This window comes from Stenotrophomonas acidaminiphila (genome assembly GCA_002951995.1).
In the GTDB taxonomy this organism is placed as follows: Bacteria; Pseudomonadota; Gammaproteobacteria; order Xanthomonadales; family Xanthomonadaceae; genus Stenotrophomonas; species Stenotrophomonas acidaminiphila_A.
Genome location: CP019797.1, coordinates 2,962,465 through 2,989,123 on the forward strand (window position 1 = coordinate 2,962,465; position 26,659 = coordinate 2,989,123).

Here is a 26,659-nt window from a genome sequence, read left to right on the forward strand (position 1 = left end):
CGCCCTGGCGGCGGTTGGCCAGCGCGCGCGAGGCGACGTCGGTGTCGTCGAATGGATGCTTGATGCCTGCGATCTCCTGGTAGGGCTCGTGCCCCTTGCCGGCGACCAGCACGATGTCGCCGGGGCCGGCCTGGGCGATGGCCGCGCCGATGGCGCGCGCACGGTCGCGCTGTACGTGTATTTCGGTGGGCCGGCGCGCCGCTTCGGCGGGCGCGGCGAAGCCGGCCATGATGTCGGCGACGATGCCGTCGCCATCCTCGCCGCGCGGGTTGTCGTCGGTGACGAACACCACGTCGGCATGGGCCTGGGCGATGGCCGCCATCTGCGGACGCTTGCCGGTATCGCGCTCGCCACCGCAGCCGAACACGCACAGCAGGCGGCCGTCGAGGTGGCCGTGCAGGCTGCGCAGCGCCTGCTCCAGCGCGTCGGGGGTGTGCGCGTAATCGATGACCACGGTCGGCTCGCCCTGCCCGCCGAGGCGGTTCATGCGGCCGCGGATCGGCTGCAGCCGGCCGAGCACGCCGGCGATGGTCGCCGCCGGCTGGCCCAGCGCGTGCAGCGCGCCGGCCACCGCCAGCAGGTTGTCGACGTTGAAGCGGCCCAGCAGCGGCGAGCGCAGCGGGTGGCGCTCGCCGCCGATCACCAGGTCGAAGCCGATGCCCTGCCCGTCCAGCACCAGGGCCTCGGCACGGACCGTGGCGCCGGCCTGCCCGGTCGAGCTCACGCCGATGGCGCGCACGCCACTGGCGAGCGTGCCGACCAGTTCGCGGCCGAACGCGTCATCCAGGTTGATCACCGCCGCCTTCAGCCCGTCGCGGTGGAACAGCCGCGCCTTGGCCGCGCCGTAGGCGGCCATGTCGCCGTGGTAGTCCAGATGGTCGCGGGTGAGATTGGTGAACACCGCCACGTCGTAATGCACGGCATCGACGCGGCCCTGGTCCAGCGCATGCGAGCTGACTTCCATCGCCACCGCCTGCGCGCCCTGGTCGCGCAGCCGCGCCAGTACTTCATGCATCTGCAGCACCAGCGGCGTGGTGAAGCCGGTCGGCACCACGTCGCCATACAGGCCGACGCCGAGCGTGCCGATGCTGCCGCTGCGGATGCCCAGCAGGTGCCAGGCCTGCGACAGCAGCTGCACGGTCGAGGTCTTGCCGTTGGTGCCGGTCACGCCGACCATGGTCATCGCGCGCGAGGGGTGGCCGTGGAACTGGTCGGCCATCGCGCCCATGCGCCGGCGCAGGCCGGGCACGGCGATGGCATCGGCCGGTGCCGGCAGTTCCGCCGGCGCCGGCGGGTCGAACAGGATGGCGCTGGCGCCGGCGGCCCGGGCCTGCTCGACGAAGCCCAGCCCATGCGCGCCGAAACCGGCGATGGCGACGAAGGCATCGCCGGGGCGCACCTGGCGCGAGTCCAGCACCAGCCCGCCGATCTGCGGATCACGGGCCAGGGCCAGGTCGGGCAGCAGCTGCGAAAGCGGCATCGTGCGGCTCACTGGCGCACCTCCGGCGTGGCCGGCTGCGGCGCGGTGGCGGTGGGAATGGCGGCGTTGAACTCGGCGTCGATGTTGGGCTCGGCCGGGTCCTGCGGCACCGGCAGCATCGCCGGGTTGTGGAGCGGGTTGCCACCGACCTTGCCCGCGGCCTGTGCCGCCAGCCACGACTGGATGTCGTCCGGCGGCACGTCCATCAGCCGCAGGGTGCCCTCCATCACGTGGTGGAACACCGGCGCGGACACCAGGCCGCCGTACTGCAGCCTGCCGCGCGGGTCGTTGACCACGATCACCGCGGCGAAGCGCGGGTTGGTGGCCGGCACCACGCCGGCGAACAGCAGGTTGTAGTGGCCGCGTTCGTAGCCGTTGGGGCCGTTCTTGCGCGCGGTACCGGTCTTGCCGGCAACGTGGTAACCCAGGATCGCCGCCTGCTTGGCACCGCCCTGGGTCACCACCGTCTCCATCATCCGCACCACTTCCTGCGCGACCGCCGGTTCGATCACCTGGCGCGCTTCGTTGTGCTGGCCCTTGACGAAGGTCGGCTGGATCACGCGGCCGCCGTTGGCCAGCGCCGAGTAGGCCTGCGCGATCTGCAGCGGCGTCACCGACAGGCCGTAGCCGTAGGACATGGTGGTCTTGGTGGTGCCGTACCAGCCCGGGCTGCCCGGCGACGGCACCACGCCGGCCGATTCGCCCGGGAAGCCGCTGTGCGGCGCCACGCCGTAACCGAAGGCGCGCACCGCGTCGTAGAAGGTCTGGTCCGGCAGCCGCGCCACGATCTTGGCCGCGCCGATGTTGGAGCTGCGGGTGATCACCCCGGTGACGTTGAGCACGCCGTTGTTGCGCGGCACGTCGCGGATCGTATAGCGCCCCAGCGACAGATAGCCGGGGTTGGTGTCGATGATGGTGTCCGGGGTGACCACGCGGTGCTGCAGCGCGGTGGCGATGGTCAGCGGCTTCATCGTCGAACCCGGCTCGACCAGGTCGGTCACGGCGCGGTTGCGGCGCGCATCCGGGGTCGCCCCGCTGACCGAGTTCGGGTTGTAGGTCGGCAGGTTGGCCATGGCCAGGATCTCGCCGGTGGCCACGTCCATGATCACGATGGAACCGCCGGCGGCTTCATTGGCGGTCACCGCGTTGCGCAGCTCGCGCATGGCCAGGAACTGGATGCGCCGGTCGATGCTGAGGGTCAGGTCCTTGCCGGGCTCGGCGGCGCGCACCAGGTCGATGCTCTCCACGATCGCGCCCTTGCGGTCGCGGATCACCTTCTTGGCGCCAGGCTTGCCGCGCAGCCATTCGTCGAACGCCAGCTCCAGCCCTTCCTGGCCGTGGTCGTCGATGTTGGTGAAGCCCAGCACGTGGGCCATCGCCTCGCCCTGCGGGTAATAGCGGCGGAACTCGCGCTGCGCGAACACGCCGGGAATCTTCAGCGCGACGATCTGCTCGGCCACGTCCGGGTTCATGCGCCGGCGCAGGTACATGAACTCCTTGTCGGCCTTCTGCGTGAGCTTGGCGGTCAGCTCGTCCACCGGCAGCGACAGCGCCTGCGCCAGCTCGGGGATGCGCCCGGGCGCGCGCAGCAGCTCCTGCGGGTTGACCCAGATCGAGGCGACCGGGGTGGACACCGCCACCGGCTCGCCGTTGCGGTCGGTGATCATGCCGCGCGAGGTGGCGATGGGCACTTCGCGCAGGTAACGCGCTTCGCCCTGGCGCTGGTAGAAATCGCTGTTGACCAGCTGCACGTAGGCGGCGCGGCCGACCAGGGTCACCGCGCACAGGCCCAGGCCCGCGCCGACCATCAGCATGCGGCTGCGCAGGTTGAACTGGCTGCGGTTGCGGTTGCGGCGGGGGGCGTTCATCGCGCACCCCTGGCCGCCATGGACGGCGGGAATGCCGGTTCTGCAGGGGCACAAACCAGCCCTGCGCCACCCTGCGGGCGGCGTCGCCATGCGCAACGGGTGTCCTGGCGCGTGCTCATGGCCGCACCACCACGATGTCGCCGGCTTCCGGGAACTTCATGCCCAGGCGCCCGCGCGCCTCCTGGTCCACGCGGGTGGCCTGGGCCAGGGTGGCCTGCTCCAGCTGCAGGCGGCCGAATTCGATATTGAGTTCGTCGCGCGCGTGCTCCAGCCGCGACAGCTCCACGAACAGCTGGCGATGGCGGTGGCGCATGAACACCACGCCGATCGCCGAGGCGATCGTGCAGGCCAGCAGCACCACCAGCAGCAGCCGGCTCATGCGGCGCCTCCGGCGGTGGCCGGCGCGCGCTTTTCCGCCACCCGCAGCACCGCGCTGCGCGCGCGCGGGTTGGCCGCCAGCTCGTCGTCCCCGGCCTTGATGGCGCCGCCGACCAGGTCCAGGGTCGGCACGAACGCCTGCACTTCCGGCAGCCGGCGGTTGCTCGGCGGCGCCTTGGCGTGGCGGTTCATGAACTGCTTGACGATGCGGTCTTCCAGCGAATGGAAGCTGATCACCGCCAGCCGGCCACCGGGCTTGAGCCGCGCCAGCGCCGCGTCCAGCCCGGCCTCCAGGTCGGCCAGCTCGCGGTTGATGTGGATGCGGATGGCCTGGAAGCTGCGCGTGGCCGGGTGGATCTTGTCCTTGCCGCGCGGCATCACCGACGCGATCAGCTCGGCCAGTTCGGCGGTGCGCGAGAACGGCTGCCTGGCGCTGCGGTACTGGACGATGGCGCGGGCGATGCGGCGGCTCTGCCGCTCCTCGCCATAGGTCCACAGCACGTCGGCGATCTCGCGCTCCTCGGCGCGGTTGAGCCACTGCGCCGCGCTTTCGCCCGCGTCCGGGTCCATGCGCATGTCCAGAGGACCGTCCTTGCCGAAACTGAAACCGCGCTCGGCCACGTCCAGCTGCGGCGAAGACACGCCCAGGTCGAACAGCACGCCATCCAGGCCGGCGGCGGTCTCGCTCCAGCCCAGCAGGTCGGCGAAGCTGCCGCGATGGATCGCCACGCGCGGGTCCGGCGCGAAATCACGCTCGGCCACGGCGATGGCTTCCGGATCCTTGTCCATCACCAGCAGGCGGCCATGCGCGCCGAGCTGGCGCAGCACGCCGCCGGCGTGACCGCCACGGCCGAACGTGCCGTCCAGATAGGTACCGTCCTCGATCACCCTCAGGCCCTGCAGGACCTGGGTGTACAGCACCGGCAGGTGAGCCGCCGGCGGCTGCGACACCGGAGGGTGACCGGCCTGCGCTTGACCGCGCACCCGGGCACCCCGGCTCACAACTTCAGATCGAGCAGCCCATCGCCCAGATCCTCGTCAGACAACGTCTGCTGGATCAGTGCGCGATGCGCTTGCTCGCTCCATAGTTCGAATTTGTCGCCCATGCCCATCAGCACCGCCTTCTTCTCGATGCCGACCGCGTTGCGGTGGCTCGACGGCAGGCTGATGCGGCCATTGCCATCCAGTTCCAGATGGGCGGCCGAGCCGACAAGTTTCTGCTGCAGGGTGCGCACCACGCGCTGGGTGTTGGGCTTGGCCATCACGTCGTCGCGCACCCGCTCCCACTCCTGCTCGGCGTACAGCCACAGGCACCCGGCTTCGAACGGGTTGTAGGTCAGCACCAGGCGGTTGCCGCTGGCACGCGCGACCAGGTCGCGGTAGGCGGTGGGCACCGCCATGCGTCCCTTGTCGTCAACCGTGATGGCCGTCTCGCCTTGAAACACGCCGTCTCTACCTTCAGTGCCTGATGTCGCCTGGGCGGTCATTGAACCACGGAAAACCACAAAAAACCTGGTTTTCCCTCGGATGACCACCTTAGCAGCGGGCGAAGGCTTGTCAACAACTTTTAGCGGGCAAAATCGTCATTCGCATCAAGGGCTTGCGCCGATCTTTAGAGACTTGTTCAAACTTTATCCACAAGTTGCTGTTTCGTCTCAAATTTTGAGATTTCAAGGAAATTCAGGCGTGTGGAAGCCGCGTGAAAACGCCGCCCGGGCAGGTCCACCATTCAGCGCGCCGTGGCCGCGGCCCGCGCAGGCAGGCACACTGGCGTCATGTGCCTGGTCGCGCTCGCCTGGAAATCCCACCCCCGCTGGCGCCTGTTCATGGCAGGCAACCGCGACGAGTTCCACGCCCGCCCAACCGCGGCCCTGGCGCGCTGGCCGGCGCCGCACGAGGACGTGGTCGCCGGCCGCGACCTGCGCTCGGGCGGCACCTGGATGGGCATCGGCGGCAACGGCCGCGTGGCGGTGATCACCAATGTGCGCGACCCCGGCGCCGCCAGCGGCGGACCGTCGCGCGGCGCCCTGGTGGCCGACTACCTGGCCGGCGCCGGCCCCTCCGCGGCCGGGCAGGTCGAGCGGCTGGCGGCCCGGGCCGGCGACTACGCACCGTTCAACCTGCTGCTGGCCGACCCCGACGGCTGCCACTACCTGGGCAACCACCCGCCGGCACGGCAGGCCTTGGCACCGGGCGTGCACGGCATGTCCAACGGCGCGCTCGACGCGCCGTGGCCGAAAACCCGGCGCCTGGCGGCCGCGCTGGAGGACTGGCTGCGACGGGACGACCCGCCGCTGGACGACCTGTGGGCCGCGCTCGCCGACGAACGGCGCCCGGACGACGCCGAACTGCCGGCGACCGGCATCGCCCTGCCGCTGGAGCGCCTGCTGTCGGCCGCCTTCATCCGCGGCCAGGACTACGGCACCCGCGCCAGCACCGTGATCGCGATCGACCACGACGGCCACGGCTTCATCGCCGAACGCCGCTTCGGCCCGCAAGGCGTGTTCCTGGGCCACAGCCGGCTGGATATCGCGCCCTGACCACACCGCGGCACGCGTATCGCCCCACGCACCCGCCCCGATGCGAAGCGGGCAAACCATGCCTTCGAAGCAGCGCCCCACATCACGACCAGCGCCAGAATCAGGCCGCTTCAACACCTGCCCGACGCCACGCGAAGCGAGCAAAGCCATGCCACCGGAGCAGCAGCTCCACACCACGGCCAGCGCAGGAATCAAGCCGCTTCTACGCCTGCCCGACGCGACGCGAAGCGAGCAAAGCCATGCCACCGGAGCAGCAGCTCCAGACCACGACCAGCGCAAGGATCAGCCCGCTTCTACGCCGGCCGAACGCGATGCGAAGCGAGCAAAGCCATGCATCCGCAGCAACAACTCCGCACCACGACCAGCGCGAGGATCAGGCCGCTCTTACGCCGGCCGAACGCGATGCGAAGCGAGCAAAGCCATGCAACCGAAGCCACAGCCCCCTTTAGTAAAGGGGGCGCGCCGACAGGCGCGGGGTTGTGGAGGGCAAAGGGCCCGGGGCCCACAGTTTTGTACCGCCTCCGCGGTACAAAACTGTGGGGCTTTTCCCGCCCAGCAGGCGGGAAAAGCGGCGGAGCCGGCCTGTAAGCCGGGTTCTGTCGTGGACAGTCATTCTTCTAGGCGCCACGTCACCGTGACGCTCGAGCAACCTACCCGGACCCGACGCGGGCCACGCCATTAGGTCCCTATTTGGTCTTGCTCCAGGTGGGGTTTGCCGTGCCGGTCCGTTACCGGACTCGCGGTGCGCTCTTACCGCACCATTTCACCCTTACCGGCCTCCCGAAGGAGACGTAGGCGGTATCTTTCTGTTGCACTTTCCGTCGGCTCGCGCCGCCCAGGCGTTACCTGGCACCTTGCCCTGTGGAGCCCGGACTTTCCTCGGCGTTCCCGAAGGAACGACGCGACTGTCCGGCCGACTCCGCCGCGCGCATTGTACGTGCTGGCGGCAGCGCTGCGGGCATTACCGCGAAAGTCCGCCGGACAGACTTCAGGTCCCGGCATGCGCGGCCTGTCGCCGCGGCGACTGCCCCGGCCCCGGGCAGCAGGCGGCGCCCCACCCGCGCCCGGCCATGTCCGCGCCCGTGCCAGGGCGCGGCATCAACCGCCGTACAGCAGCTTGCGCGGCGCGCCGCTCAGTTCGGCGGCGAGCTTGGCCGCGGTGGACGGCGGCAGGTGTTCCTTGAGCCGGGCATGCAGCCGGCGGCCTTCGGCGATCTTCGCCGCTTCGTCGTCGGCCGCGCCCTGCACCATCACCACGAACTCGCCCTTGCGCTGGTTGTCGTCGGCGTCGACCGCCGCGCGCAGCTGCGCCAGGGTGCCGTCGAGCACGGTTTCGAACAGCTTGGTCAGTTCGCGCGCGACCACCGCCGGGCGTTCATCGCCGAACGCGGCGGCCATGTCGGCCAGCGATTCGGCGATGCGGTGCGAGGATTCGTAGAACACCAGGGTGCCGGTTTCACCGGCCAGGCGCTGCAGGCGTTCGCGCCGGGCCGCGGCCTTGGCCGGCAGGAAGCCCTCGAACACGAACCGGTCGCTGGGCAGGCCGGCCACGCTCAAGGCGGCGATCGCCGCGCAGGCGCCGGGCACCGGGCTGACCTTCACCCCGGCCGCACGCGCCGCGCGCACCAGGCGGAAGCCGGGGTCGCTGACCAGCGGGGTACCGGCGTCGCTCACCACCGCCATCGATTCACCGCCGAGCAGGCGCGCCACCACGCGCTCGGCCATCGCCTCCTCGTTGTGGTCGTGCAGCGCCACCAGCGGCCGGCTGATGCCGAAGTGCGAGAGCAGCTGACCGGTATGGCGCGTGTCCTCGGCGCAGATCGCGGCCACCGACCGCAGTACCTCCTGCGCGCGCGGACTCAGGTCGGCAAGGTTGCCGATCGGGGTGGCGACAACGTACAGGGTGGCGGGGGCGGCGGGCATCATCGGCTTTTCCATGGGCAAGGGTAGAATCCTACCGTGTCACCCACCCGGCGCCGCCGCGTGCCGTTGAACGGACCCCGAATGAACAAGCCCGCCGCACGGATCACCGCCCTGTCCCTGTCGCTGCTGCTGTTGGCCGCTTGCGCCACCACCGGCCCGGCACCGACCACCTCGCCGGGGCAGCAGGCCGCCATCGCCCTGCTCGAACAGGGCAAACCGCGCGAAGCCGCGCAGCAGCTGGAAGCCGAAGCCGCGCTGGTCCGCGGCGCCGCAAAGGCACAGTTGCTGGCCGATGCCGCCTTCGCCTGGCACGAGGCCAACGACGATGCGCGCGCGCGCATGCTGCTGCCGCAGGTGCAGGCGCGCCAGCTGAGCGGCGCCAGCCGCCAGCGCCATGCCCTGCTGGGGGCGGAACTGGCGTTGGCCGACAAGCAGCCGGCCGCCGCACTGCAGGCGCTGGGCACGCTGCAGCCCGACCTGTTGCCGGCGGCGCAGCAGGCGCGCTGGCACCTGGCCCGCGGCCAGGCACTGGAAGCCAATGGCGACGCCTTCGCCGCGGCCGCTGCCCGCGCCCGTGCCGGCGTGCTGCTGGCCGGTGCCGCGCGTACCGACAACCAGCGCGCCATCACCCGCCTGCTGGCGGGGCTGGACGACGCCACCCTGGCCAGCCGCAGCGCCGCGCTGGCGGCCGGCGACCCGCTCTACAACCATGCAGGGCGCGCGCTGATCGGCCGCGGCCTGCCGCTGCCGCGTCCGTTCGAGCGCGATGCCGCGTGGCAGCTGGATACCAGCAAGCGCCCGCCGGCCGACGCCGACGGCTATCGCCCGCCGTTGAAGATGGCGGTGCTGCTGCCGCTGTCCGGCACCCTGGCCACGGCCGCCGCGCCAGTGCGCGATGGCCTGCTGGCCGGTTACTACGGCGAGTACCGGCGCCGCCCGCAGGTCGATTTCATCGACACCCGCGGCACGCCGGCCGGCGCCATCGCCGCCTACGACAAGGCGGTGGCCGGCGGCGCCGATTTCGTGGTCGGCCCGCTCGGCCGCGACGAGGTCGACGCGCTGTTCGGCCGCGAGCCGCTGCAGGTGCCGCTGCTGGCGCTCAACCGTGGCAAGGACAGCCCGCCCGCGGGCAGCGCCGGTTTTTCGCTGGCACCGGAGGACGACGGCATCATGGCCGCCGAATACCTGTTGGCGCGCGAGCGCGGCAAGGTGCTGGTGATCGGCAGCAACGACGACAACGGCCGCCGCGCCACCGCCGCCTTCGGCGAGCGCTTTGCCGAGCGCGGCGGCAAGGTTGTCGCCAGCCTCACCGTCGGCGACGCCCCCGGCGACATCGGCGCGCGCCTGCGCCAGGCCGGCGCGGTGGACGCGGTGTTCCTGGCGGTCAAGGGCCCGCAGGCACGGGCGCTGGCACCGCAGCTGGCGCTGGCCGGCATCGGTGGCGCCACCCGCGTGGGCACCTCGCAGCTGGTGTCGGGCACCGGCAAGGCCGAGGAGGACATGGCGCTGGACGGCATCGCGTTCCCGAGCGAGGCATGGACGGTGCGTGGCGCGGCGGGCCTGCCCGCGGCCAGCGAGCTGGCCGCCACCCTGCCGACCGCGCGTGGTGCCGCCGCGCGCCTGTTCGCTTTCGGTTTCGACGCCTGGAAGATCTCCGCCTACCTGGAAAAGCTGGCCAACAGCACCCAGGGCGGCCTGGCCGGCGCCACCGGCACCCTGCACCTGGACGGCTTCGGCAACGTGCTGCGCACCCCGGCGTGGTCCACCTTCAGCGCCGGCCAGCCGGTGCCGATCGGTGATGGCCGCTGACCAGGCCGCACGCGGCGCCGCGGTGGAAGCCGCCGCGCGCCGCCACCTGGAGCAGGCCGGCCTGCGCTGGCTCGCCGGCAACGTCCGCTACCGCGGTGGCGAACTCGACCTGGTGATGGCGGACCCGGCCACCGGCGGCATCGTCTTCGTGGAAGTGCGCTACCGCCGCAGCCGCGCGTTCGGCGGCGGCGCCGCCTCGGTGGATGCCGGCAAGCGCCGGCGCCTGCTGCTGGCCGCACAGCTGTACCTGGGCGCGCACCCCGCCCACGCGCAGGCACCGTGCCGCTTCGACGTGGTCGAAGCCAGTGGCGAGCCGCCGCAGCTGCACTGGCTGCGCGACGCCTTCCGCGCCGACGACAGCTGATGCCCAGCGTGTTCACCCATGCCGCCGTGCCGCTGGCCCTGTACTGCGCCAGCCGGCGCGGCCACATCTCCGCGCGGCTGCTCTGCGTCGGCATCGTCGCCGCGGTGCTGCCCGACGCCGACGTGCTGGCGTTTGCCCTGCATATCCCTTATGCCGATGCCTTCGGCCATCGTGGCGCCAGCCATTCGGTGTTGTTCTGCGCGGTGCTGGCGGCGCTGGCGCTGGCCCTGCACCGGCCGCTGCGCGCGGGGCCGGCGCAGGCGGCGGGCTTCGTCTTCGCCTGCGCGCTGTCGCACCCGCTGCTCGACGCGCTCACTTCCGGCGGCCTCGGCGTCGCGCTGGGGTGGCCGTGGAACGACGCGCGGCTGTTCGCCCCGTGGCGGCCGATCCGCGTTTCGCCCTTCGCCAATGGCTTCTTCAGCGCACGCGGCCTGCAGACCGTGCTGTCCGAACTGCGCTGGGTGTGGCTGCCGCTGGCGCTGGCGGTGCTCGGCTGGCGCCTGATCCACTCCCGTTCCCCTGCCGGTTCCCGCACCCCATGACCGCCCTGCCCGCCGCATTCGACCAGACGCTCTCCGACCTGCTCGGCGCGCACTGGCGCACCGACCCCGCCGCCCTGGCCGCGCACGCGCAGGACAATTCCTGGCGGCACGCGCTGCCGCTGGGCGTGGCGCTGCCGGAGGACCGCGCCCAGGTGCAGGCCATCGTGCGGGCGTGCCGCGCGCACGGCGTGCCGCTGGTCGGGCGCGGCGCCGGCACCGGCACCACCGGCGCCGCGGTGCCGGTCGCAGGCGGCATCGTGCTGTCGTTCGCGCGCATGAACCGCATCCTCGCGCTGCGCCCCGGCGACCGCTGCGCGGTGGTCGAGCCAGGCGTGCTCAACGGCGAGCTGCAGCAGGCGCTGATGCCGCACGGCCTGTTCTGGCCGCCGGACCCGTCCAGCTTCGAGAGCTGCAGCATCGGCGGCAACCTCGCCACCAACGCCGGCGGCCCGCGCGCGGTGAAGTACGGCACCACCCGCGACAACGTGCTCGGGCTGGTGGCGGTGACCGGCGCCGGCGAACTGATCGAATGCGGCGGCCCGTGGACCAAGGACGCCACCGGCTACGACCTCACCCACCTGCTGGTCGGCAGCGAGGGCACGCTGGCGCTGATCGTCGAAGCCACGCTCAGGCTGGCGCCGCGGCCACGCGCGCAGGCCGGGCTGCGCGTGCTCTACCGCGACGCGTCCAGCGCCGCGGCGGCGGTGTCGCGGGTGATGGCACAGCCGGCCACCCCGACCACGCTGGAGTTCATGGACGCGCGCAGCCTGGAACTGCTGCGCGGCAACGGCGCGCAGGTGCCCGATGCCGGCGCGATGCTGCTGATCGACGCCGACGGCGATGACGACACCCTGCCCAACAGCCTGCACGCGCTGGCCCAGGCGGCCGAGGGCGAGGGCCTGCTGGCGCTGGACGTGGCGATGGACGGCAGCGCGCGTGAACGGCTGTGGGCGGCGCGGCGCGCATTGTCGCCGGCGCTGAAGAGCATCGCGCCGGGCAAGATCAACGAGGACGTGGTGGTGCCGGTCTCGCGCATCCCCGAACTGGTGGCCGGGGTGCAGGCACTGTCGGCGCGCTTCGCGCTGCCCATCGTCACCTTCGGCCATGCTGGCAACGGCAACCTGCACGTCAACATCCTCTACCACCCCGATGACCCCGGCGAGAACGCGCGCGCGCACGCCGCGCTGCCGGAGGTGTTCGCACTGGCGCTCGGGCTGGGGGGCACCCTGTCCGGCGAGCACGGCATCGGCCTGGCCAAGCGCGATTTCATGGCGCAGGCCTTCACCCCGGCCACGCTGGCGGCGATGCGCGCGATCAAGCAGGCGCTGGACCCGGACGGCATCCTCAATCCGGGCAAGGTACTGCCCCCCGCGTAGGCCCGTCGCCACCACCACGCGGCGCAATGGACCCTGGACATCGCCCGCGCAGTCCGCCGCGTGCCGGGCCGCGGCATGCAACGCCCACGACGTGGACGCCTGGCCGGCGCGGGTCCACGAAGAAGCGGTGTTCACCGCGCCCTGCGGTCGCCATTTACTCCCGGAAACCAGCGGCGTGCGGCGCGGCAAGGCGGCCATCCGCGCCAGCTGGAACACAGGGCTGGCGCGCATCCCGACCTATGCGTCCAGGCCGATGCGGCATCCGCCGGCGTCGATGCCCGGGGCATCGCCTGCACCTGCATGGCGTTGGAGTGAATGAGGTGCCGCACGTTTCAGGCGGACGGGTGATCCAGGGCGATGGCACCTGCCCGCCCGGCACACCCCGGCCCGTGCGCGCCGAGCGGCACCGCCGCGCACATGCCGGCGCGTCGCGCGACCTACGCCATGAAATGGCGATAGCCCGCGGCACGCTCGCCGCCGGCATCGCCCTCGCAGCGGACGCCGCGCCCCCGGCGATCACGCCGATGCGCGTCAACGGCAGCGCCAGTGTCGATGACAGCGCATGCAGTGCCTGGCGCCGTTCCGGCGCGGCGGTGAAGCACAGTTCGTAGTCGTCGCCGCCGCGCAGCGCGCAGTCGCGCGCGACATCGGTCCCCAGCGTGTCGCACAGGGCGGACGACAACGGCAGCGCATCGGCCTGCACCACCGCGGCCACGCCGCTGCGCGAGGCGATGTGGCCGAGGTCGGCGAGCAGGCCATCGGAGACGTCGGCCGCCGCATGCACCAGTCCACGCAGCGCCAGCCCCAGCGGCAGCCGCGGCATCGGCCGCTGCAGCCGCTGGCGCAGGCGTTCGCAATCGGCGTCGGTCGCGGCGACGCGCACGTCCAGCCGGCCCTGCTGCCACAGCCGCAGCGCGCCGGCGGCGTCGCCCGGATGACCGCTGATCCAGATGTCGTCGCCTACCCGCGCACCGTCACGGCGCAGTGCCTGCGCGGCCGGCAACTGCCCGATCGCAGTGATCGAGATCGACAATGGCCCGCGCGTGGTGTCGCCGCCGACCACGGCGATGCCGCTGGCATCGGCCAGTGCGAACAGCCCGTCGGCGAAGGCATCCAGCCAGTCGCCCTCGGCCTGCGGCAGGGACAGCGACAACGTGCACCAGGCCGGCGTGGCGCCCATCGCCGCCAGGTCGGACAGATTGGTCGCCAGCGCCTTCCAGCCGATGTCGGCCGGCGCGCTCTCGGCCGGGAAGTGCACGCCGGCATTGAGCGTGTCGGCGGTGACCGCCAGCTGCTGCCCCGGCGCCGGCTGCAGCAGCGCCGCGTCGTCGCCGATGCCCAGCACGATGTCGGCGCGCGCCCGGGTGCGGCGCGCGATGCGTTCGATCAGGGCGAACTCGTCAAGGCTCATGGGCAGGCATTCCTGGAACGAAAACGCCGGCGCCGCTGCGGCCGGCCCCGGCGTCGTGCTGGAAGCGGCCGGCGCACCCGGGCACCGGCAGCGGCGTTACTGGCCCGATTCGACCTTGCGCCATTCCACGGCGGCGCGGTCGAGCACGCCATTGACGTAGGTGTGGCCATGCTCGGAGCCGAAACGCTTGGCGGTCTCGATGGCCTCGTTGATCACCACCCGGTACGGCACGTCGACGCGGTGGCGCAGCTCGTAGGCGGCCACGCGCAGCACCGCGCGCTCGATCGCGTCGACCTCTTCGACCGGGCGGTCCACGAACGGCGCCAGCGCCTCGTCCAGCTCGCGGCGGTGGTCGAGCACCCCGCGCAGCAGGTTCTCGAAGTAGGCCAGGTCGGCCACTTCGTGGGCCTGCTCGTGGGCGAACTGGGCCAGCAGCGACTCGGCGTTGCCGCCGGAGATCTGCCACGCGTAGATCGCCTGCAGCGCACGCCGGCGCGCGCGCGAACGCAGCACCGGGTCGACGCCGTCGCGGCGGAAGGGCTTGCCGGCAGGCTTGCCGTGGTTCTTGTTGCTCATGGCAGCTGCTCCAGAAGATTGACCATTTCCAACGCCGCCAGTGCGGCTTCTTCGCCCTTGTTGCCGTGGCTGCCGCCGGCGCGGGCCTCGGCATCCTCCACCCGTTCGACCGCCAGCACGCCATTGAGTACCGGCACGCCGAAATCCAGCTGCGCGCGCATCAGCCCCTCGGCGCAGCGGTCGGCCACGTGCTCGTAGTGGCGGGTGTCGCCGCGGATCACGCAGCCCAGGGTGATGATGGCCGCATGCCGGCCGGCGGCGGCCAGGCGGGTGGCGACCAGCGGGATCTCCCAGGCGCCGGGCACGCGTACCACGTCGATGGCGTCCTCGCCGATGCCGTTGCCGGCCAGGCTCTGCCGCGCGCCGGCCACCAGCACGTCGGTGATGCGCGCGTTCCAGCGGCTGGCGATGATGACGAAACGGGCCGATCCGGCCGGGCGGAGGTCGCCTTCGTAGTGGCTCATGGGGCGGTGCGATGCAAAAGGTGGGTCAGTTTACCGTGTAGGTGCGGGGCGTGCCCCGCACACGACGGCCGCGGGGCGGGACCAGGCCGCCCCGCGGCGCTCAGGGCTGCAGGGTCTCGACGATCTCCAGGCCATACCCGGCCAGGCCGATCTGCCGGCGCGGGGTACCGAGCACGCGCAGCTTGCCCAGGCCCAGGTCGGCCAGGATCTGCGCGCCGGCACCGTTGCGGCGCCACTGGCCCACGTCCTTGTCCTTGCCGGCCGGGCGCACTTCCGGCTCGCGCCGCAGGCGCGCCAGCAGCGCGTCGGAATCGCGCGGCGCCGACAGCACCACCATCACCCCCTGGCCTTCGCCGGCGATGGCGCGCAGCGCGTCGGTGGCGGCCACGCCGAAATCGTCGCGGCGCCAGTGCAGCAGGTCGGCCAACGGGTTCTCGACCTGCACCCGCACCAGGGTCGGGGTGTCCTTGTGCGGCTGGCCCTTGACCAGCGCGAAATGCAGGTCGTGGGCGATGCGGTCGCGGTAGGTGACCAGGGTGAAGGCACCGAACTCGGTGTCGATCTCGCGCTCGTCCACGCGTTCGACGGTGTGCTCGGTGGCCAGGCGGTAGGCGATCAGGTCGGCGATCGAGCCCATCTTCAGCCCGTGCTCGCGCGCGAACACCTCCAGCTCGGGGCGCCGCGCCATGGTGCCGTCGGGGTTGAGGATTTCCACCAGCACGCCGGCCGGCTCCAGCCCGGCCAGCATCGCCAGGTCGACCCCGGCCTCGGTGTGGCCGGCGCGGGTCAGCACGCCGCCGGGCTGGGCGATCAGCGGGAAGATGTGGCCGGGCTGGTGCAGGTCCGACGGCCGCGCATCGGGCCTGACCGCGGTGCGGATGGTGTGGGCGCGGTCGGCGGCGGAGATGCCGGTGGTCACGCCCTCGGCGGCCTCGATGCTGACCGTGAAGTTGGTCTGGAACTGCGCGGTGTTGGCGCGCACCATCGGCGCCAGCCCGAGCTGGCCGGCGCGCTCGCGGGTCAGCGGCAGGCACACCAGGCCACGGCCGTGGGTGACCATGAAATTGATGTCCGACGGCTTGACCAGCTCGGCGGCCATGATCAGGTCGCCTTCGTTCTCGCGGTCCTCGTCGTCGACGATCACCACCATGCGGCCGGCGCGGATCTCTTCCAGCAGTTCGGGGACGGGGGCGAAGTTCATGCGCTGGCTCCCTGGCCTTGTGGATGCCCGCCGTCGGCCGGCATTCCGATCAGCTTTTCCACATAGCGCGCCACCAGGTCGATTTCCAGATTGACGGCGTCGCCGACGCCGGTGTGGGCGAAACGGGTATGGGCGACGGTGTGCGGAATCAGCGCCACCTCGAAACCGGCGTCGTCGGCCTCGTTGACGGTGAGGCTGACGCCATCGACGCAGATCGAGCCCTTCTTGGCGATGTACTTCAGCAGCGGTGCGGGTGCGGCGAAGCGCCAGCGCTGCGCGCGGGCGTCGTCATGGATCGACAGTACCGTGCCGATGCCATCGACGTGGCCGCTGACCAGGTGGCCGCCAAGGCGGTCGCTCGGGCGCATGGCGCGCTCCAGGTTCAACGCCGCGCCGACCGCGAGCCGGCCGAGCGTGGTCAGGCCCAGGGTCTCGGTGGAGGCATCGGCCTGGAACGCGCTGGCGTCGAATGCGATCACGGTCAGGCACACGCCGTTGACCGCGATGCTCTCGCCCAGCCGCACCTGCTCGAACGGCAGGCTGCCGACCTCGAAGGTGAAGCGGACGTCGCCGCCGACGGGCTCATGCGCGGCCAGGCGGCCGACGCCTTCGATGATGCCGGTGAACATCAGCGCACCCCCATGGCCAGCGGCCGGGAGAGCGGATGGAGGATGGAGAGGGTTTTCATGAACGTTTCCCGCGGTTGGAGAGCGAAAAACGCCGCAAGGCATACAGGCACACGCACGGCGGGGCCGCGCGCGGGCCGTCTTCTTTCATCCGGACTCTAGGCGGCACCGCATTCGCGGCATCGCCAACCGTCGGCTCCGGCATCGGACCGGATCTGCTGACCCTCGGCCGTGGAACCCGCATGGTGCGGATTCCCGCGAGCGGACTCGCGTGCCGGCCTCGGCGCTCGCGGGCTCGTGCGCGCTCCCCTCGGGGAACCGCGCACCTACCGCCGGTGGGGAATTACACCCCGCCCTGAAGACGTTCGTGGTTGCCGGCGAACCGGCCGGCGCATTGTACCAGCCCGCCCGCAGCGGACCTGTCCGGCAGATGGATGGCAGTGTTGCAGCGGCAGCGCACCCCCGTAGGTGCCGGGCTTGCCCGGCACGGCTTTCCGCGAACCGTGGCGGGAGCGTGCGGGGCGAGCCCCGCACCTACGGGATGGCGGGGTGCAGCAGCAGGTCCTTGCCGACCCTGTGCGGGGCGGGCTCCGCACCTACCTCCAGCGGCCGCGCACTTTCGCCCGCACGTGCGCTCCTGCACCTCGCGGCGACAGCGCGCCTCCGTAGGTGCCGGGCTTGCCCGGCACGGCTTTCCGCGAATCGTGGCGGAAGCGTGCGGGGCGAGCCCCGCACCTACGGGGTGGCGGGGTGCAGCGGCAGGTCCTTGCCGACCCTGTGCGGGGCGGGCTCCGCACCTACCTCCAGCGGCCGCACATCCTCGCCCGCACATGCACTCCTGCACGTTGCGGCGGCATCGCATCTCCGTAGGTGCCGGGCTTGCCCGGCACGGCTTTTAGCGAACCGTGGCGGGAGCGTGCGGGGCGAGCCCCGCACCTACGGGATGGCGGGGTGCAGCAGCAGGTCCTTGCCGACCCTGTGCGGGGTGAGCCCCGCACCTACCCCCAGCGGCCGCATGCCCTCGCCTGCACGTGCGCTCCTGCACGCTGCAGCGGCAGCCCAACTCCGTAGGTGCCGGGCTTGCCCGGCACGGCTTTCCGCGAACCGTGGCGGGAGCGTGCGGGGCAAGCCCCGCACCTACCGAGCGACGGGGCGCAGTGCGGGCTGATCCCGCACCTACGGGGTGGCGGGGTGCAGCAGCAGGCGCAGGTCCTTGCCGACCATGCGCAGGTCGCCCACCTGCAGCGGCCGTGCCTGCGCCATCGTGTCGATGCCCAGCCCGGCCAGCAACGGACGCGCGCCCTCGCCCATCAGCAACGGCGCCAGGTACAGCAGCAGCTCGTCGACCAGGCCCGCGCGCAGCAACGCCCCGCACAGGGTCGGGCCGGCTTCGACGTGGGCCTCGTTGATGCCGCGCGCGGCCAGCAGCGCCATGACCGCGGCCAGGTCGAAGCGGCCGTCGGCCAGCAACGGCGCGGCGGCGAACTCGGCGCCCTGCAGCGCCGGCGCCGGCAACGCCGGATCGTGCAGGTACAGCGTGGGCGCGCCGCCGTCACGTACCCGCGCGCAGGCCAGCGTGCGCAGCCGCGCGTCGAGCACCACCCGCAGCGGCGGCAGGAACTCGCCGGCCTCCGGGCGCGCGGTCAGCGCCGGGTCGTCGGCCAGCACCGTCGCCGCGCCGGTCAGGATCGCCCCGGCACGCGCACGCCAGCGCTGCACGTCGGCGCGTGCCGCCTCGCCGGTGATCCACTTGGATTCGCCGCCGGCCATGGCGGTGCGCCCGTCCAGGCTGGCGGCCAGCTTCACCCGCACCAGTGGCCGGCCGCGCTCGATGCGCGACAGGAAGCCACGGTTCAACGCGCGCGCCTGCCCGGCCATCAACCCGACCGCCACCTCGATCCCGGCCTGGCGCAACAGCGCGAAGCCGCCGCCATCGACATCCGGGAACGGATCGCCCATCGCCGCGACCACCCGCGCCACGCCCGCCTCGATCAGCGCCAGGGCGCACGGCGGCGTGCGCCCGTAGTGCGCACACGGCTCCAGGGTGACGTAGGCGGTGGCGCCGCGCGCGCGCGCGCCGGCCGCGCGCAGCGCGAACACCTCGGCATGCGGGCCGCCGGCACGCTGGTGGAAGCCCTCGCCGACGACCGCGTCGCCGTGGGCGATGACGCAGCCGACCATCGGATTGGGCCGGGTGGTCCATGCCCCGCGTTCGGCCAGGCGCAGCGCGCGCGCCATCATCTGGTGATCGGTGGCGGTGAACTCATGCATGGGAAACCTCATCGGAAACAGGTGGCGTACCGCCTCGGGGCGGCGCCGGATCGATCCGCATCACGGTGACCGCCAGTGGCCCGAGCTGCAGCCGGGTATGTGGTGCCCAGCCCAGTGCGTGGTACCACGGCACCATCGCCGCCTCGCAGTAAAGATACAGGCGCGGCACGCCCAGCTGCGCGGCCTGCGCCACGCAGTGCCGGACCAGCCGCGCGCCAACGCCGCGGCCACGCGCATCGGGCCGCACGTACAGCGACGCCAGCCACGGCGACCAGCCACGGATCTGCTCGTGGTCGTCATGCAGCAGGCTCACCGAGCCCAGCCAGCCGGCGTCGTCCTCGGCCACCCAGGTACAGGGAATGGTGTCGTCGCGCTGCATGCGCAGCTCGGCCTCGGCCTGTTCGACGGTCCACGCCGGCAGCAGCGTGCCGAAGGCCTGCACATGCGCCCGCGCCAACGCCGGCAGCCACCCGGGCCGCGCCTGCAGACCGACGATGCGCACCGGCGTCAGCGCGATGCCTTGCGCTCGCGGCGTGCGGCGGTGGCGGCGTCCAGCAGCGACAGCTGCTCGTCGCCGGCCGGGTGGTCGCGCTCGAGCTTCTCGATCTCGTCGCGGAAGTCGGCCACGTCCTCGAAGCTGCGGTAGACCGAGGCGAAGCGCACGTAGCCGACATGGTCGAGCTTGCGCAGTTCGTCCATCACGAACTCACCGACGCGGATCGACGGTACCTCGCGCTCGCCGCTCATGCGCAGCTGGTGCACCACCGCGCGCACCGCCGCCTCGATCCGCTCCTCCGCCACCGGCCGCTTCTGCAGCGCGCGGTCGAAGCCGACCCGCAGCTTGCGCGCATCGAACGCCTCGCGCCCGCCATCGCTCTTGACGATGACCGGCAGCTTCAGCTCGATGGTCTCCAGCGTGGAAAAGCGCTCGCCGCAGGCTTCGCAGCCGCGCCGGCGGCGGATGGTCGCCCCATCCTCGGAAACGCGCGAGTCGATCACGCGGGTATCGGTGTGCTGGCAGAAGGGACAGTGCATGGGCTGGAACCAGTGGAGAGGATCAGGACGCGAACACAGGTTACCCGCGATCCGGGCGCAGCGTCCGATGCGTCAACGTTCGCCGTTACCCTGAAACATCGAGTTCCGGTAGCGGGAAACCACCATCGCCACACTGGTGATCGGCTGCGCATTCACCGTCGCCGGCCGGTATCTGGCGCGCATCAGCAGGCGCTTGGTGACAACGTCATAGCCTTCGTCGGTCGCGCAGACCGGCACCACATCCAGTGCTTTTCCCGTGCTGTCCACCAGCACGGCGGTGACTACCAGGCCAGATTGCGGCGGCAACCCACGGGTCAGCGCCGGATTGGACTGGACGGCGAGCACCCGCGCCGCCTCGTGCGCCTGCGGAGAGGCCGGTTCGGGCTGCACAGGCCAGGCATCACCGAACACCTGGCCCAGGGTCCTGCCCGGCACGCGCTCCAGATCACCCTGCTTGCAGGTGATGGGGAGATCGCGGTTGGCATTGAGCGAATGATCCCGCCTCGATGTCAGCTCGGCCTCCTCCGCGCACGCCTGCAGCGACACCATGCAGAACAACAGGGCAAGACCACCACACAGCACTCGCTTCATTCTTCCTCCTGGAACGGCCAGCTTGCCGAAGACCCCATGGCGGGAACGTGCCATGGGGTGTCCTCACTGTCCCCTGTCAGCCGTAGACCGGGAACTGCCGGCACTGCAGGGTCACGTTCTCGCGCACGCCGGCGATGACGTTGTCGTCGTTCGGGTTGTCCAGCACGTCGGCGATCCAGTTGGCCAGCGCCACGCAGTCCGGCTCCTTGTAGCCGCGGGTGGTGATGGCCGGGGTACCCAGGCGCAGGCCCGAGGTGACGAACGGCGAACGCGGGTCGTTCGGCACCGAGTTCTTGTTGACGGTGATGTAGGCCTTGCCCAGCGCCGCTTCCGCGTCCTTGCCGGACACGTCCTTGCCGATCATGTCCACCAGCATCAGGTGGTTCTGGGTGCCGCCGGACACGATCTTGTAGCCGCGCGCGATCAGCGTTTCGGCCATCGCCTGGGCGTTCTTCACCACCTGCTGCTGGTAGGCCTTGAACGCCGGCTCCAGTGCTTCCTTGAAGGCCACCGCCTTGGCCGCGATGACGTGCATCAGCGGGCCGCCCTGGATGCCCGGGAACACGATCGACTGCAGCTTCTTCTCGATCTCCTCGCCGGCGCCCTTGGCGATGATGATGCCGCCGCGCGGGCCGCGCAGGGTCTTGTGGGTGGTCGAAGTGACCACGTGGGCGTGCTCGATCGGGTTCGGGTAGACGCCAGCGGCGACCAGGCCGGCCACGTGCGCCATGTCCACGAACAGGTAGGCGCCGACCTTGTCGGCGATGGCGCGGAAGCGCGCCCAGTCGACGATCTGCGAATAGGCCGAGAACCCGGCCACGACCATCTTCGGCTTGTGCTCCAGCGCCAACCGCTCGACTTCGTCGTAGTCGATCAGGCCCTGCTCGTTCACCCCGTACTGCACGGCATTGAACAGTTTGCCCGAAGCGTTGACCTTGGCGCCGTGGGTCAGGTGGCCACCGTGGGCCAGGCTCATGCCAAGGATGGTGTCGCCCGGCTGCAGCAGCGCGAAGTACACGGCCTGGTTGGCCTGCGAGCCGCTGTGCGGCTGCACGTTGGCATAGTCGGCGCCGAACAGCTGCTTGAGCCGGTCGATGGCCAGCTTCTCGGCGATGTCCACGTACTCGCAGCCGCCGTAGTAGCGCTTGCCCGGGTAACCCTCGGCATACTTGTTGGTCAGCTGGCTGCCCTGGGCTTCCATCACCATCGGGCTGGCGTAGTTCTCGCTGGCGATCAGCTCGACATGGTCTTCCTGGCGCTGGCATTCGGCGGCAATGGCCTTGGCCAACTCGGGGTCGTAGGACTCGATACGGGCGTCACGCGGGAACATCTCGGCTCCTGGGAGGGTGGGCGGGGAGAGCGCCGATTGTAGCGCTTCCCCGGCCCCGCACCGGCCGCCGCCCGCGCCGCGCCCGAAAAGCAAGGGCGCCCCGGGGGCGCCCTGCCGTCACGCGACCGCCGCCGGCTCAGTGGTTGAACACGATGTCGGCGATGATGCCGGTGGCGATGGCCACCATCAGCAGGTTGCCGCGGTCGTCGCGGATCCAGCGGTGGCCGTGCGGCGGCCGGCGCAGGTGGTAACGGTCGTAGTCGTTGACCACGTAGACCGGGCCGCCGTAGTAGTTGCTGTAGCGGTAGCCGCGCTCGAACCCGTAGGGGCGGTAGACCACGCGCGGCGGCGGGGCGTAGTAGCGGCGGTCGTTGTGGCGGGCGTCGCGGTAGCCCTCGCGGTAGCCGGCGTTGTAGTGGCGGCGGTCGTCGCGCCAGTCGCGGCGGTCCTCGCGCCACTCGCGGCGGTCATGGCCGTGGCCGCGGCCGCGGTCGTCCCAGCCGTGGCGGCCGCGATCGTGGTCGCGGTCGCCGGCGGCGAAGGCCGGGGCCGTGGCGCCGAAGGCCAGCAGGGTGGTCATCGCGGCGACTGCAAGTCGGTGCATCTTCATGGTGGCCCTCGCGGTGTTGATGGACGCATTCCATCATGCTCACGCGATCTGAACGGTTTCCGGCTGGAAACGGTTACCGATACCGCCATTCATGGTCCGGCCAGCCGTGCCGCGGCCGCCGGTGCGGGGCGGCTTCCCGCTATAATCGCCCATTCCCTTTTGCCTCGGGCTCGTCCGCCTTACGGACCGGGCGCGGGCGTGCGCTACGGAGACGTCATGTCCTCGCAATACATCTACACCATGAACCGCGTCAGCAAGGTGGTCCCGCCCAAGCGGCAGATCATCAAGGACATCTCGCTGTCGTTCTTCCCGGGCGCCAAGATCGGCCTGTTGGGCCTGAACGGCGCCGGCAAGTCCACCGTGCTCAAGATCATGGCCGGCGTGGACACCGATTTCGAGGGCGAGGCCCGCCCGCAGCCCGGCATCAAGGTCGGTTACCTGGCCCAGGAGCCGGAGCTGAACCCGGAGCACACCGTGCGCCAGGCCGTGGAAGAAGGCGTGGGCGACGTGCTGCAGGCGCAGGCCGCACTGGAAGCCGTGTACGCGGCCTACGCCGAGGAAGGCGCCGATTTCGACGCGCTGGCCAAGGAGCAGGAGCGCCTGGAGGCGATCCTCGCCGCCGGTGACGCGCACACCGTCGAACAGCAGCTGGACGTGGCCGCCGATGCGCTGCGGCTGCCGCCGTGGGACGCGGTGATCGGCAAGCTGTCCGGCGGCGAGAAGCGCCGCGTCGCGCTGTGCCGCCTGCTGCTGCAGAAGCCGGACATGCTGCTGCTCGACGAACCGACCAACCACCTGGACGCCGAGTCGGTGGAGTGGCTGGAGCAGTTCCTGCACCGCTACACCGGCACCGTGGTGGCCGTCACCCATGACCGCTACTTCCTGGACAACGCCGCCGAGTGGATCCTGGAACTGGACCGCGGCCGCGGCATCCCGTGGAAGGGCAACTACACCCAGTGGCTGGAGCAGAAGGAAGAGCGGCTCAAGCAGGAAGAGAACCAGGAAAAGGCCCGCCAGAAGGCGATTGCCAAGGAACTGGAGTGGTCGCGGCAGAACGCCAAGGGTGGCCGCTCCAAGGGCAAGGCGCGCCTGGCCCGCCTGGAAGAGCTGCAGTCGGTCGATTACCAGAAGCGCAACGAGACCAACGAGATCTTCATTCCGCCGGGCGAGCGCCTGGGCAATTCGGTGATGGAGTTCCGGAACGTCTCCAAGAAGTTCGGCGACCGCCTGCTGATCGACAACCTGTCGATGATCATCCCGCCGGGCGCCATCGTCGGCATCATCGGCCCCAACGGCGCCGGCAAGTCGACCCTGTTCAAGATGATCACCGGGCAGGAGAAGCCGGATTCGGGCGAGATCGTGATCGGCCCGACGGTGCAGCTGTCCTACGTGGACCAGAGCCGCGAGAAGCTGGAAGGCAACCACACCGTCTTCCAGGAAATCTCCGGCGGGCTGGACATCCTCAACATCAACGGCGTCGAGATCCAGTCGCGCGCCTACATCGGCCGCTTCAACTTCAAGGGCCAGGACCAGCAGAAGATGGTCGGCTCGCTGTCCGGTGGTGAACGCGGCCGCCTGCACATGGCCAAGACCCTGCTGCAGGGTGGCAACGTGCTGCTGCTCGACGAACCGTCCAACGACCTGGACATCGAAACCCTGCGCGCGCTGGAAGACGCGCTGCTGGAGTTCCCGGGCAACACGTTCGTCATTTCGCACGACCGCTGGTTCCTGGACCGCATCGCCACCCACATCATCGCCTTCGAGGGCGATTCGCACGTGGAGTTCTTCCAGGGCAACTACCGCGAGTATGAAGAGGACAAGAAGCGCCGCCTCGGCGACGACGCCGGTCCCAAGCGCCTGCGGTTCAAGGCACTGAAGTAGGCAGCACCCGGACGGCCGCAGCGATGCGGCCGTCCGCTTTCCAGCCCCCGCCCCGCCCGGACATGGGTGCCGGCCGGCACGGCGCGTGGCGACGCCCCCGTCATGGCCGCGACCGCAGGATGGGCGTGGCGGCCGCCCCCCGCGCTGCCCTTCACCCCAGGGGCAGCGCGTCCTCCCCACCCGGCAGCCCGGATTCCCCCATGCGCCTCCTCGACCGCCTGTTCAAGCTCCGCCAGCACGGCACCGACGTCCGCACCGAAGTGCTGGCCGGGCTGACCACCTTCCTGACGATGTCCTACATCGTGTTCGTCAATCCCGACATCCTCGGCACCACCGGCATGGACCCGGGCGCCGTGTTCGTGGCCACCTGCCTGGCCGCGGCGATCGGCTCGACGGTGATGGCGCTGGCGGCCAACTTCCCGGTCGGCATGGCGCCGGGCATGGGCCTGAACGCGTTCTTCGCCTTCACCGTGGTCGGCGCGGCCGGGCTGCCGTGGCAGCAGGCGCTGGCGGCGGTGTTCATTTCCGGGCTGGTGTTCCTGGTGCTGTCGCTGAGCGGCATCCGCGCGTGGCTGGTGGCCGGTATCCCCGCCTCGCTGCGCGCGTCCATCGTCGCCGGCATCGGCCTGTTCCTGGCGATCATCGCGCTGCAGAAATCCAATGTGATCGTCGCCAACCAGGACACCATGCTGGCGCTGGGCCCGCTGAACACCGTGCCGCCGCTGCTGGCGCTGGGCGGCTTCCTGCTGATCGCCGTGCTCGAGGCGCGGCGCGTGCGCGGCGCCATCCTGATCGGCATCCTCGCGGTCACCGCCGCCGGCTGGCTGGCCGGCGACGTGCAGTACCAGGGCCTGGTATCGCTGCCGCCGAGCCTGGCGCCGACCTTCCTGCAGCTGGACCTGCCCGGGCTGCTGCACCACGACGGCGGCGCGCCGCTGGCGGTGCTGCTGCAGGTGGTGCTGGTGTTCGTGCTGGTGGAGGTGTTCGACGCCACCGGCACGCTGTACGGCGTGGTTGGCCGCGCCGGCCTGCTCGACCTGGCCGATGGCAGGAAGCGCTTCGGCCGCGCGCTGCTGGCCGACAGCAGCGCGATCGTCGCCGGTTCGCTGCTGGGCACCAGTTCCACCACCGCCTTCGCCGAGAGCGCCTCCGGGGTGCAGGCCGGTGGCCGCACCGGGCTGACCGCGCTGGTGGTGGCGGCGCTGTTCTTGGCCGCGCTGCTGTTCTCGCCGCTGGCGGGCATGGTGCCGGCCTATGCGACCGCGCCGGCGCTGCTGTTCGTGGCCGGGCTGATGCTGCGCGAGCTGGTCAACGTCGAATGGGGCGACCTCACCGAATCGGTGCCGGCGGCACTGTGCGCGCTGGCCATGCCCTTCACCTACTCCATCGCCAACGGCCTGGCGTTCGGCTTCATCGCCTATGCCGTGCTCAAGGCCGGCACCGGCCGCTGGCGCGAGGCGCGGCCGGCGTTGTGGCTGGTGGCGGGGCTGTTCGTGCTGCGCTTCGCGCTGGAGTGAAACCGGCACCCGCCGGTTCGCGGCCAGCGCGGCGGCCGCTCACGACGCCAGCATCAGCATGAAGATGGCCATGGCCACGGCCACGGAACTCAGTACCGAGAACACGCCGTAGCCCAGCAGGGCGCGCCATATCGTCGACCAGGCCGGGCGCCCCTCGAAGAACTGCAGCAGCGAGTACACCGCGTAGGCGACGCCGGCCAGCCCCACCCATACCTGGGTACTCGGGATCCAGCGCTCGAACGGGATCAGCACGCTCCAGACCACGAAGACCTGCACCGTCAGCAGGGCGGTGATGACCAGCCACTCCGGATAGTTCAAGCGTCCATAGCGGCCGAACACCAGCCGCAGCACCCAGGCTTCGATCGGCAGCAGCGCCAGCGTGAAGGCGGCGAAATGCGCGTCGATCCAGCCGGCGACCGCCTTGCTCGCGGCGACGTACCGCGCCACCAGCGCCGCGGCACCCGGCTCGAGCCCCTGCGCCATGCCCGCGGGCGCATCCGTCTCCATCACCGTGCCGCCGGCGAACAGCCGGCTGAGCAGCACCACCGCCGCCGCGGTCACCATGACCAGCAGCAGCGGCTTGACGTGGTTGCCGCGGCGCCCGTCGATGTAGTCGCGCATCAACCTGCCCGGGCGCAGCATCAGTTCCCTGAGCGAATACAGGATGCCGCGGTCCATGTGCAGCACGCTGTGCTCCAGCTCGTGGCCGAGGAAATGCCAGTCGATGCGGTGGACCGGCGTGGGCTGGCCGCAGCCGGGGCAGAACTTCTGCTCCGGGCCGGTGACCGCGCGTGCGCAGTTGATGCAGTGGTCGTTGTCGTGCATCCCCATGCCCGCGCCTGTTGGAAGGGACGCATTCTAGCCAG

General features: G+C 71.2%; 23 protein-coding genes, 1 other RNA gene and 2 pseudogenes. 7 read left to right on the forward strand and 19 right to left on the reverse strand.

Annotated features, from left to right (window positions below; translation table 11 throughout):
• Positions 1 to 19: 19 nt before the first annotated feature.
• The 5 genes and pseudogenes from B1L07_13235 to B1L07_13255 all read right to left on the reverse strand — a co-directional run bounded on the left by B1L07_13235 (position 20) and on the right by B1L07_13255 (position 5,171).
• Positions 20 to 1,492: pseudogene (locus B1L07_13235) on the reverse strand (UDP-N-acetylmuramoyl-L-alanyl-D-glutamate--2,6-diaminopimelate ligase).
• Positions 1,489 to 3,348, reverse strand: coding sequence for a cell division protein (locus B1L07_13240; GenBank protein AUZ55886.1), 1,860 nt, complete (start codon positions 3,346 to 3,348; stop codon positions 1,489 to 1,491). The pseudogene B1L07_13235 and the gene B1L07_13240 overlap by 4 nt, the downstream one beginning before the upstream one ends.
• Positions 3,349 to 3,463: 115 nt before the next feature.
• Positions 3,464 to 3,727, reverse strand: coding sequence for a cell division protein FtsL (locus tag B1L07_13245; GenBank protein AUZ55887.1), 264 nt, complete (start codon positions 3,725 to 3,727; stop codon positions 3,464 to 3,466).
• Entirely contained in the window at positions 3,724 to 4,710 is a 987-nt protein-coding gene (locus tag B1L07_13250; protein AUZ55888.1) for a 16S rRNA (cytosine(1402)-N(4))-methyltransferase, read from the reverse strand. Before B1L07_13250 ends, B1L07_13245 begins: the two co-directional genes overlap by 4 nt.
• Positions 4,711 to 4,724: 14 nt before the next feature.
• Positions 4,725 to 5,171, reverse strand: coding sequence for a cell division/cell wall cluster transcriptional repressor MraZ (locus B1L07_13255; protein ID AUZ55889.1), 447 nt, complete (start codon positions 5,169 to 5,171; stop codon positions 4,725 to 4,727).
• A 330-nt stretch (positions 5,172 to 5,501) separates the two neighbouring features.
• Here B1L07_13255 and B1L07_13260 point away from each other — a divergent pair, with 330 nt between their 5' ends.
• Positions 5,502 to 6,266 carry a hypothetical protein gene (locus tag B1L07_13260; GenBank protein ID AUZ55890.1) on the forward strand — a complete coding sequence of 255 codons (765 nt, stop codon included), beginning with the start codon at positions 5,502 to 5,504 and terminating at the stop codon, positions 6,264 to 6,266.
• 569 nt (positions 6,267 to 6,835) lie between these two features.
• On the opposite strand, the gene rnpB is transcribed toward B1L07_13260, so the two are convergent.
• Together rnpB and B1L07_13270 are read right to left on the reverse strand one after the other, a co-directional pair.
• An RNA gene (rnpB, locus tag B1L07_13265) (RNase P RNA component class A) lies at positions 6,836 to 7,187 on the reverse strand.
• Positions 7,188 to 7,364: 177 nt separating this feature from the next.
• Entirely contained in the window at positions 7,365 to 8,189 is an 825-nt protein-coding gene (locus B1L07_13270; GenBank protein AUZ56605.1) for a 16S rRNA (cytidine(1402)-2'-O)-methyltransferase, read from the reverse strand.
• Positions 8,190 to 8,270: 81 nt separating this feature from the next.
• On the opposite strand from B1L07_13270, the gene B1L07_13275 reads away from it, so the two are divergent.
• The 4 genes from B1L07_13275 to B1L07_13290 are packed head-to-tail and all read left to right on the forward strand — an operon-like array spanning position 8,271 to position 12,280.
• Entirely contained in the window at positions 8,271 to 9,998 is a 1,728-nt protein-coding gene (locus B1L07_13275) for an LppC family lipoprotein (protein ID AUZ55891.1), read from the forward strand.
• Positions 9,988 to 10,362 (forward strand): YraN family protein, encoded by a 375-nt coding sequence (locus tag B1L07_13280; protein ID AUZ55892.1) that lies wholly within the window; start codon positions 9,988 to 9,990, stop codon positions 10,360 to 10,362. The genes B1L07_13275 and B1L07_13280 overlap by 11 nt, the downstream gene beginning before the upstream one ends.
• Positions 10,362 to 10,904 carry a hypothetical protein gene (locus tag B1L07_13285; GenBank protein ID AUZ55893.1) on the forward strand — a complete coding sequence of 181 codons (543 nt, stop codon included), beginning with the start codon at positions 10,362 to 10,364 and terminating at the stop codon, positions 10,902 to 10,904. The genes B1L07_13280 and B1L07_13285 overlap by 1 nt, the downstream gene beginning before the upstream one ends.
• On the forward strand, positions 10,901 to 12,280 hold the full coding sequence (locus B1L07_13290) for an FAD-binding oxidoreductase (protein AUZ55894.1): 1,380 nt from the start codon (positions 10,901 to 10,903) through the stop codon (positions 12,278 to 12,280). Before B1L07_13285 ends, B1L07_13290 begins: the two co-directional genes overlap by 4 nt.
• A 437-nt stretch (positions 12,281 to 12,717) precedes the next feature.
• Here the strand turns inward: B1L07_13290 and B1L07_13295 are convergent.
• From B1L07_13295 to B1L07_13345, 11 genes and pseudogenes are all read right to left on the reverse strand, one after another.
• Positions 12,718 to 13,691 (reverse strand): annotated as a pseudogene (locus tag B1L07_13295) (thiamine-phosphate kinase).
• A gap of 96 nt (positions 13,692 to 13,787) precedes the next feature.
• The gene (locus tag B1L07_13300) at positions 13,788 to 14,267 is read right to left on the reverse strand and encodes a N utilization substance protein B (GenBank protein ID AUZ55895.1); all 480 of its coding nucleotides are present in this window, start codon (positions 14,265 to 14,267) and stop codon (positions 13,788 to 13,790) included.
• Positions 14,264 to 14,731, reverse strand: coding sequence for a 6,7-dimethyl-8-ribityllumazine synthase (locus B1L07_13305; protein ID AUZ55896.1), 468 nt, complete (start codon positions 14,729 to 14,731; stop codon positions 14,264 to 14,266). The genes B1L07_13300 and B1L07_13305 overlap by 4 nt, the downstream gene beginning before the upstream one ends.
• Positions 14,732 to 14,831: 100 nt before the next feature.
• Entirely contained in the window at positions 14,832 to 15,932 is a 1,101-nt protein-coding gene (locus B1L07_13310) for a 3,4-dihydroxy-2-butanone-4-phosphate synthase (GenBank protein ID AUZ55897.1), read from the reverse strand.
• Entirely contained in the window at positions 15,929 to 16,561 is a 633-nt protein-coding gene (locus B1L07_13315; GenBank protein ID AUZ55898.1) for a riboflavin synthase, read from the reverse strand. Before B1L07_13315 ends, B1L07_13310 begins: the two co-directional genes overlap by 4 nt.
• A 1,173-nt stretch (positions 16,562 to 17,734) precedes the next feature.
• A complete protein-coding gene (locus tag B1L07_13320; GenBank protein AUZ55899.1) occupies positions 17,735 to 18,841 on the reverse strand; it encodes a riboflavin biosynthesis protein RibD in 1,107 nt (368 codons plus the stop codon).
• Positions 18,822 to 19,340, reverse strand: a complete 519-nt coding sequence (locus B1L07_13325) for a GNAT family N-acetyltransferase (GenBank protein AUZ55900.1) — start codon at positions 19,338 to 19,340, stop codon at positions 18,822 to 18,824. The genes B1L07_13320 and B1L07_13325 overlap by 20 nt, the downstream gene beginning before the upstream one ends.
• Positions 19,337 to 19,864, reverse strand: coding sequence for a transcriptional regulator NrdR (locus B1L07_13330; protein ID AUZ55901.1), 528 nt, complete (start codon positions 19,862 to 19,864; stop codon positions 19,337 to 19,339). The genes B1L07_13325 and B1L07_13330 overlap by 4 nt, the downstream gene beginning before the upstream one ends.
• A gap of 72 nt (positions 19,865 to 19,936) precedes the next feature.
• Positions 19,937 to 20,413, reverse strand: coding sequence for a hypothetical protein (locus B1L07_13335; protein ID AUZ55902.1), 477 nt, complete (start codon positions 20,411 to 20,413; stop codon positions 19,937 to 19,939).
• Positions 20,414 to 20,531: 118 nt separating this feature from the next.
• Positions 20,532 to 21,785 (reverse strand): serine hydroxymethyltransferase, encoded by a 1,254-nt coding sequence (gene glyA, locus B1L07_13340; protein ID AUZ55903.1) that lies wholly within the window; start codon positions 21,783 to 21,785, stop codon positions 20,532 to 20,534.
• A gap of 136 nt (positions 21,786 to 21,921) precedes the next feature.
• Positions 21,922 to 22,395 (reverse strand): hypothetical protein, encoded by a 474-nt coding sequence (locus tag B1L07_13345; protein AUZ55904.1) that lies wholly within the window; start codon positions 22,393 to 22,395, stop codon positions 21,922 to 21,924.
• 216 nt (positions 22,396 to 22,611) lie between these two features.
• On the opposite strand from B1L07_13345, the gene B1L07_13350 reads away from it, so the two are divergent.
• On the forward strand, positions 22,612 to 24,276 hold the full coding sequence (locus B1L07_13350; protein AUZ55905.1) for an energy-dependent translational throttle protein EttA: 1,665 nt from the start codon (positions 22,612 to 22,614) through the stop codon (positions 24,274 to 24,276).
• Positions 24,277 to 24,476: 200 nt separating this feature from the next.
• Positions 24,477 to 25,793: a guanine permease gene (locus B1L07_13355; GenBank protein ID AUZ55906.1), complete on the forward strand. Its 1,317-nt coding sequence runs from the start codon at positions 24,477 to 24,479 to the stop codon at positions 25,791 to 25,793.
• A gap of 39 nt (positions 25,794 to 25,832) precedes the next feature.
• Here the strand turns inward: B1L07_13355 and B1L07_13360 are convergent, their stop codons facing one another.
• Positions 25,833 to 26,618 carry a hypothetical protein gene (locus B1L07_13360; GenBank protein AUZ55907.1) on the reverse strand — a complete coding sequence of 262 codons (786 nt, stop codon included), beginning with the start codon at positions 26,616 to 26,618 and terminating at the stop codon, positions 25,833 to 25,835.
• Between the last annotated feature and the right edge of the window lie 41 nt (positions 26,619 to 26,659).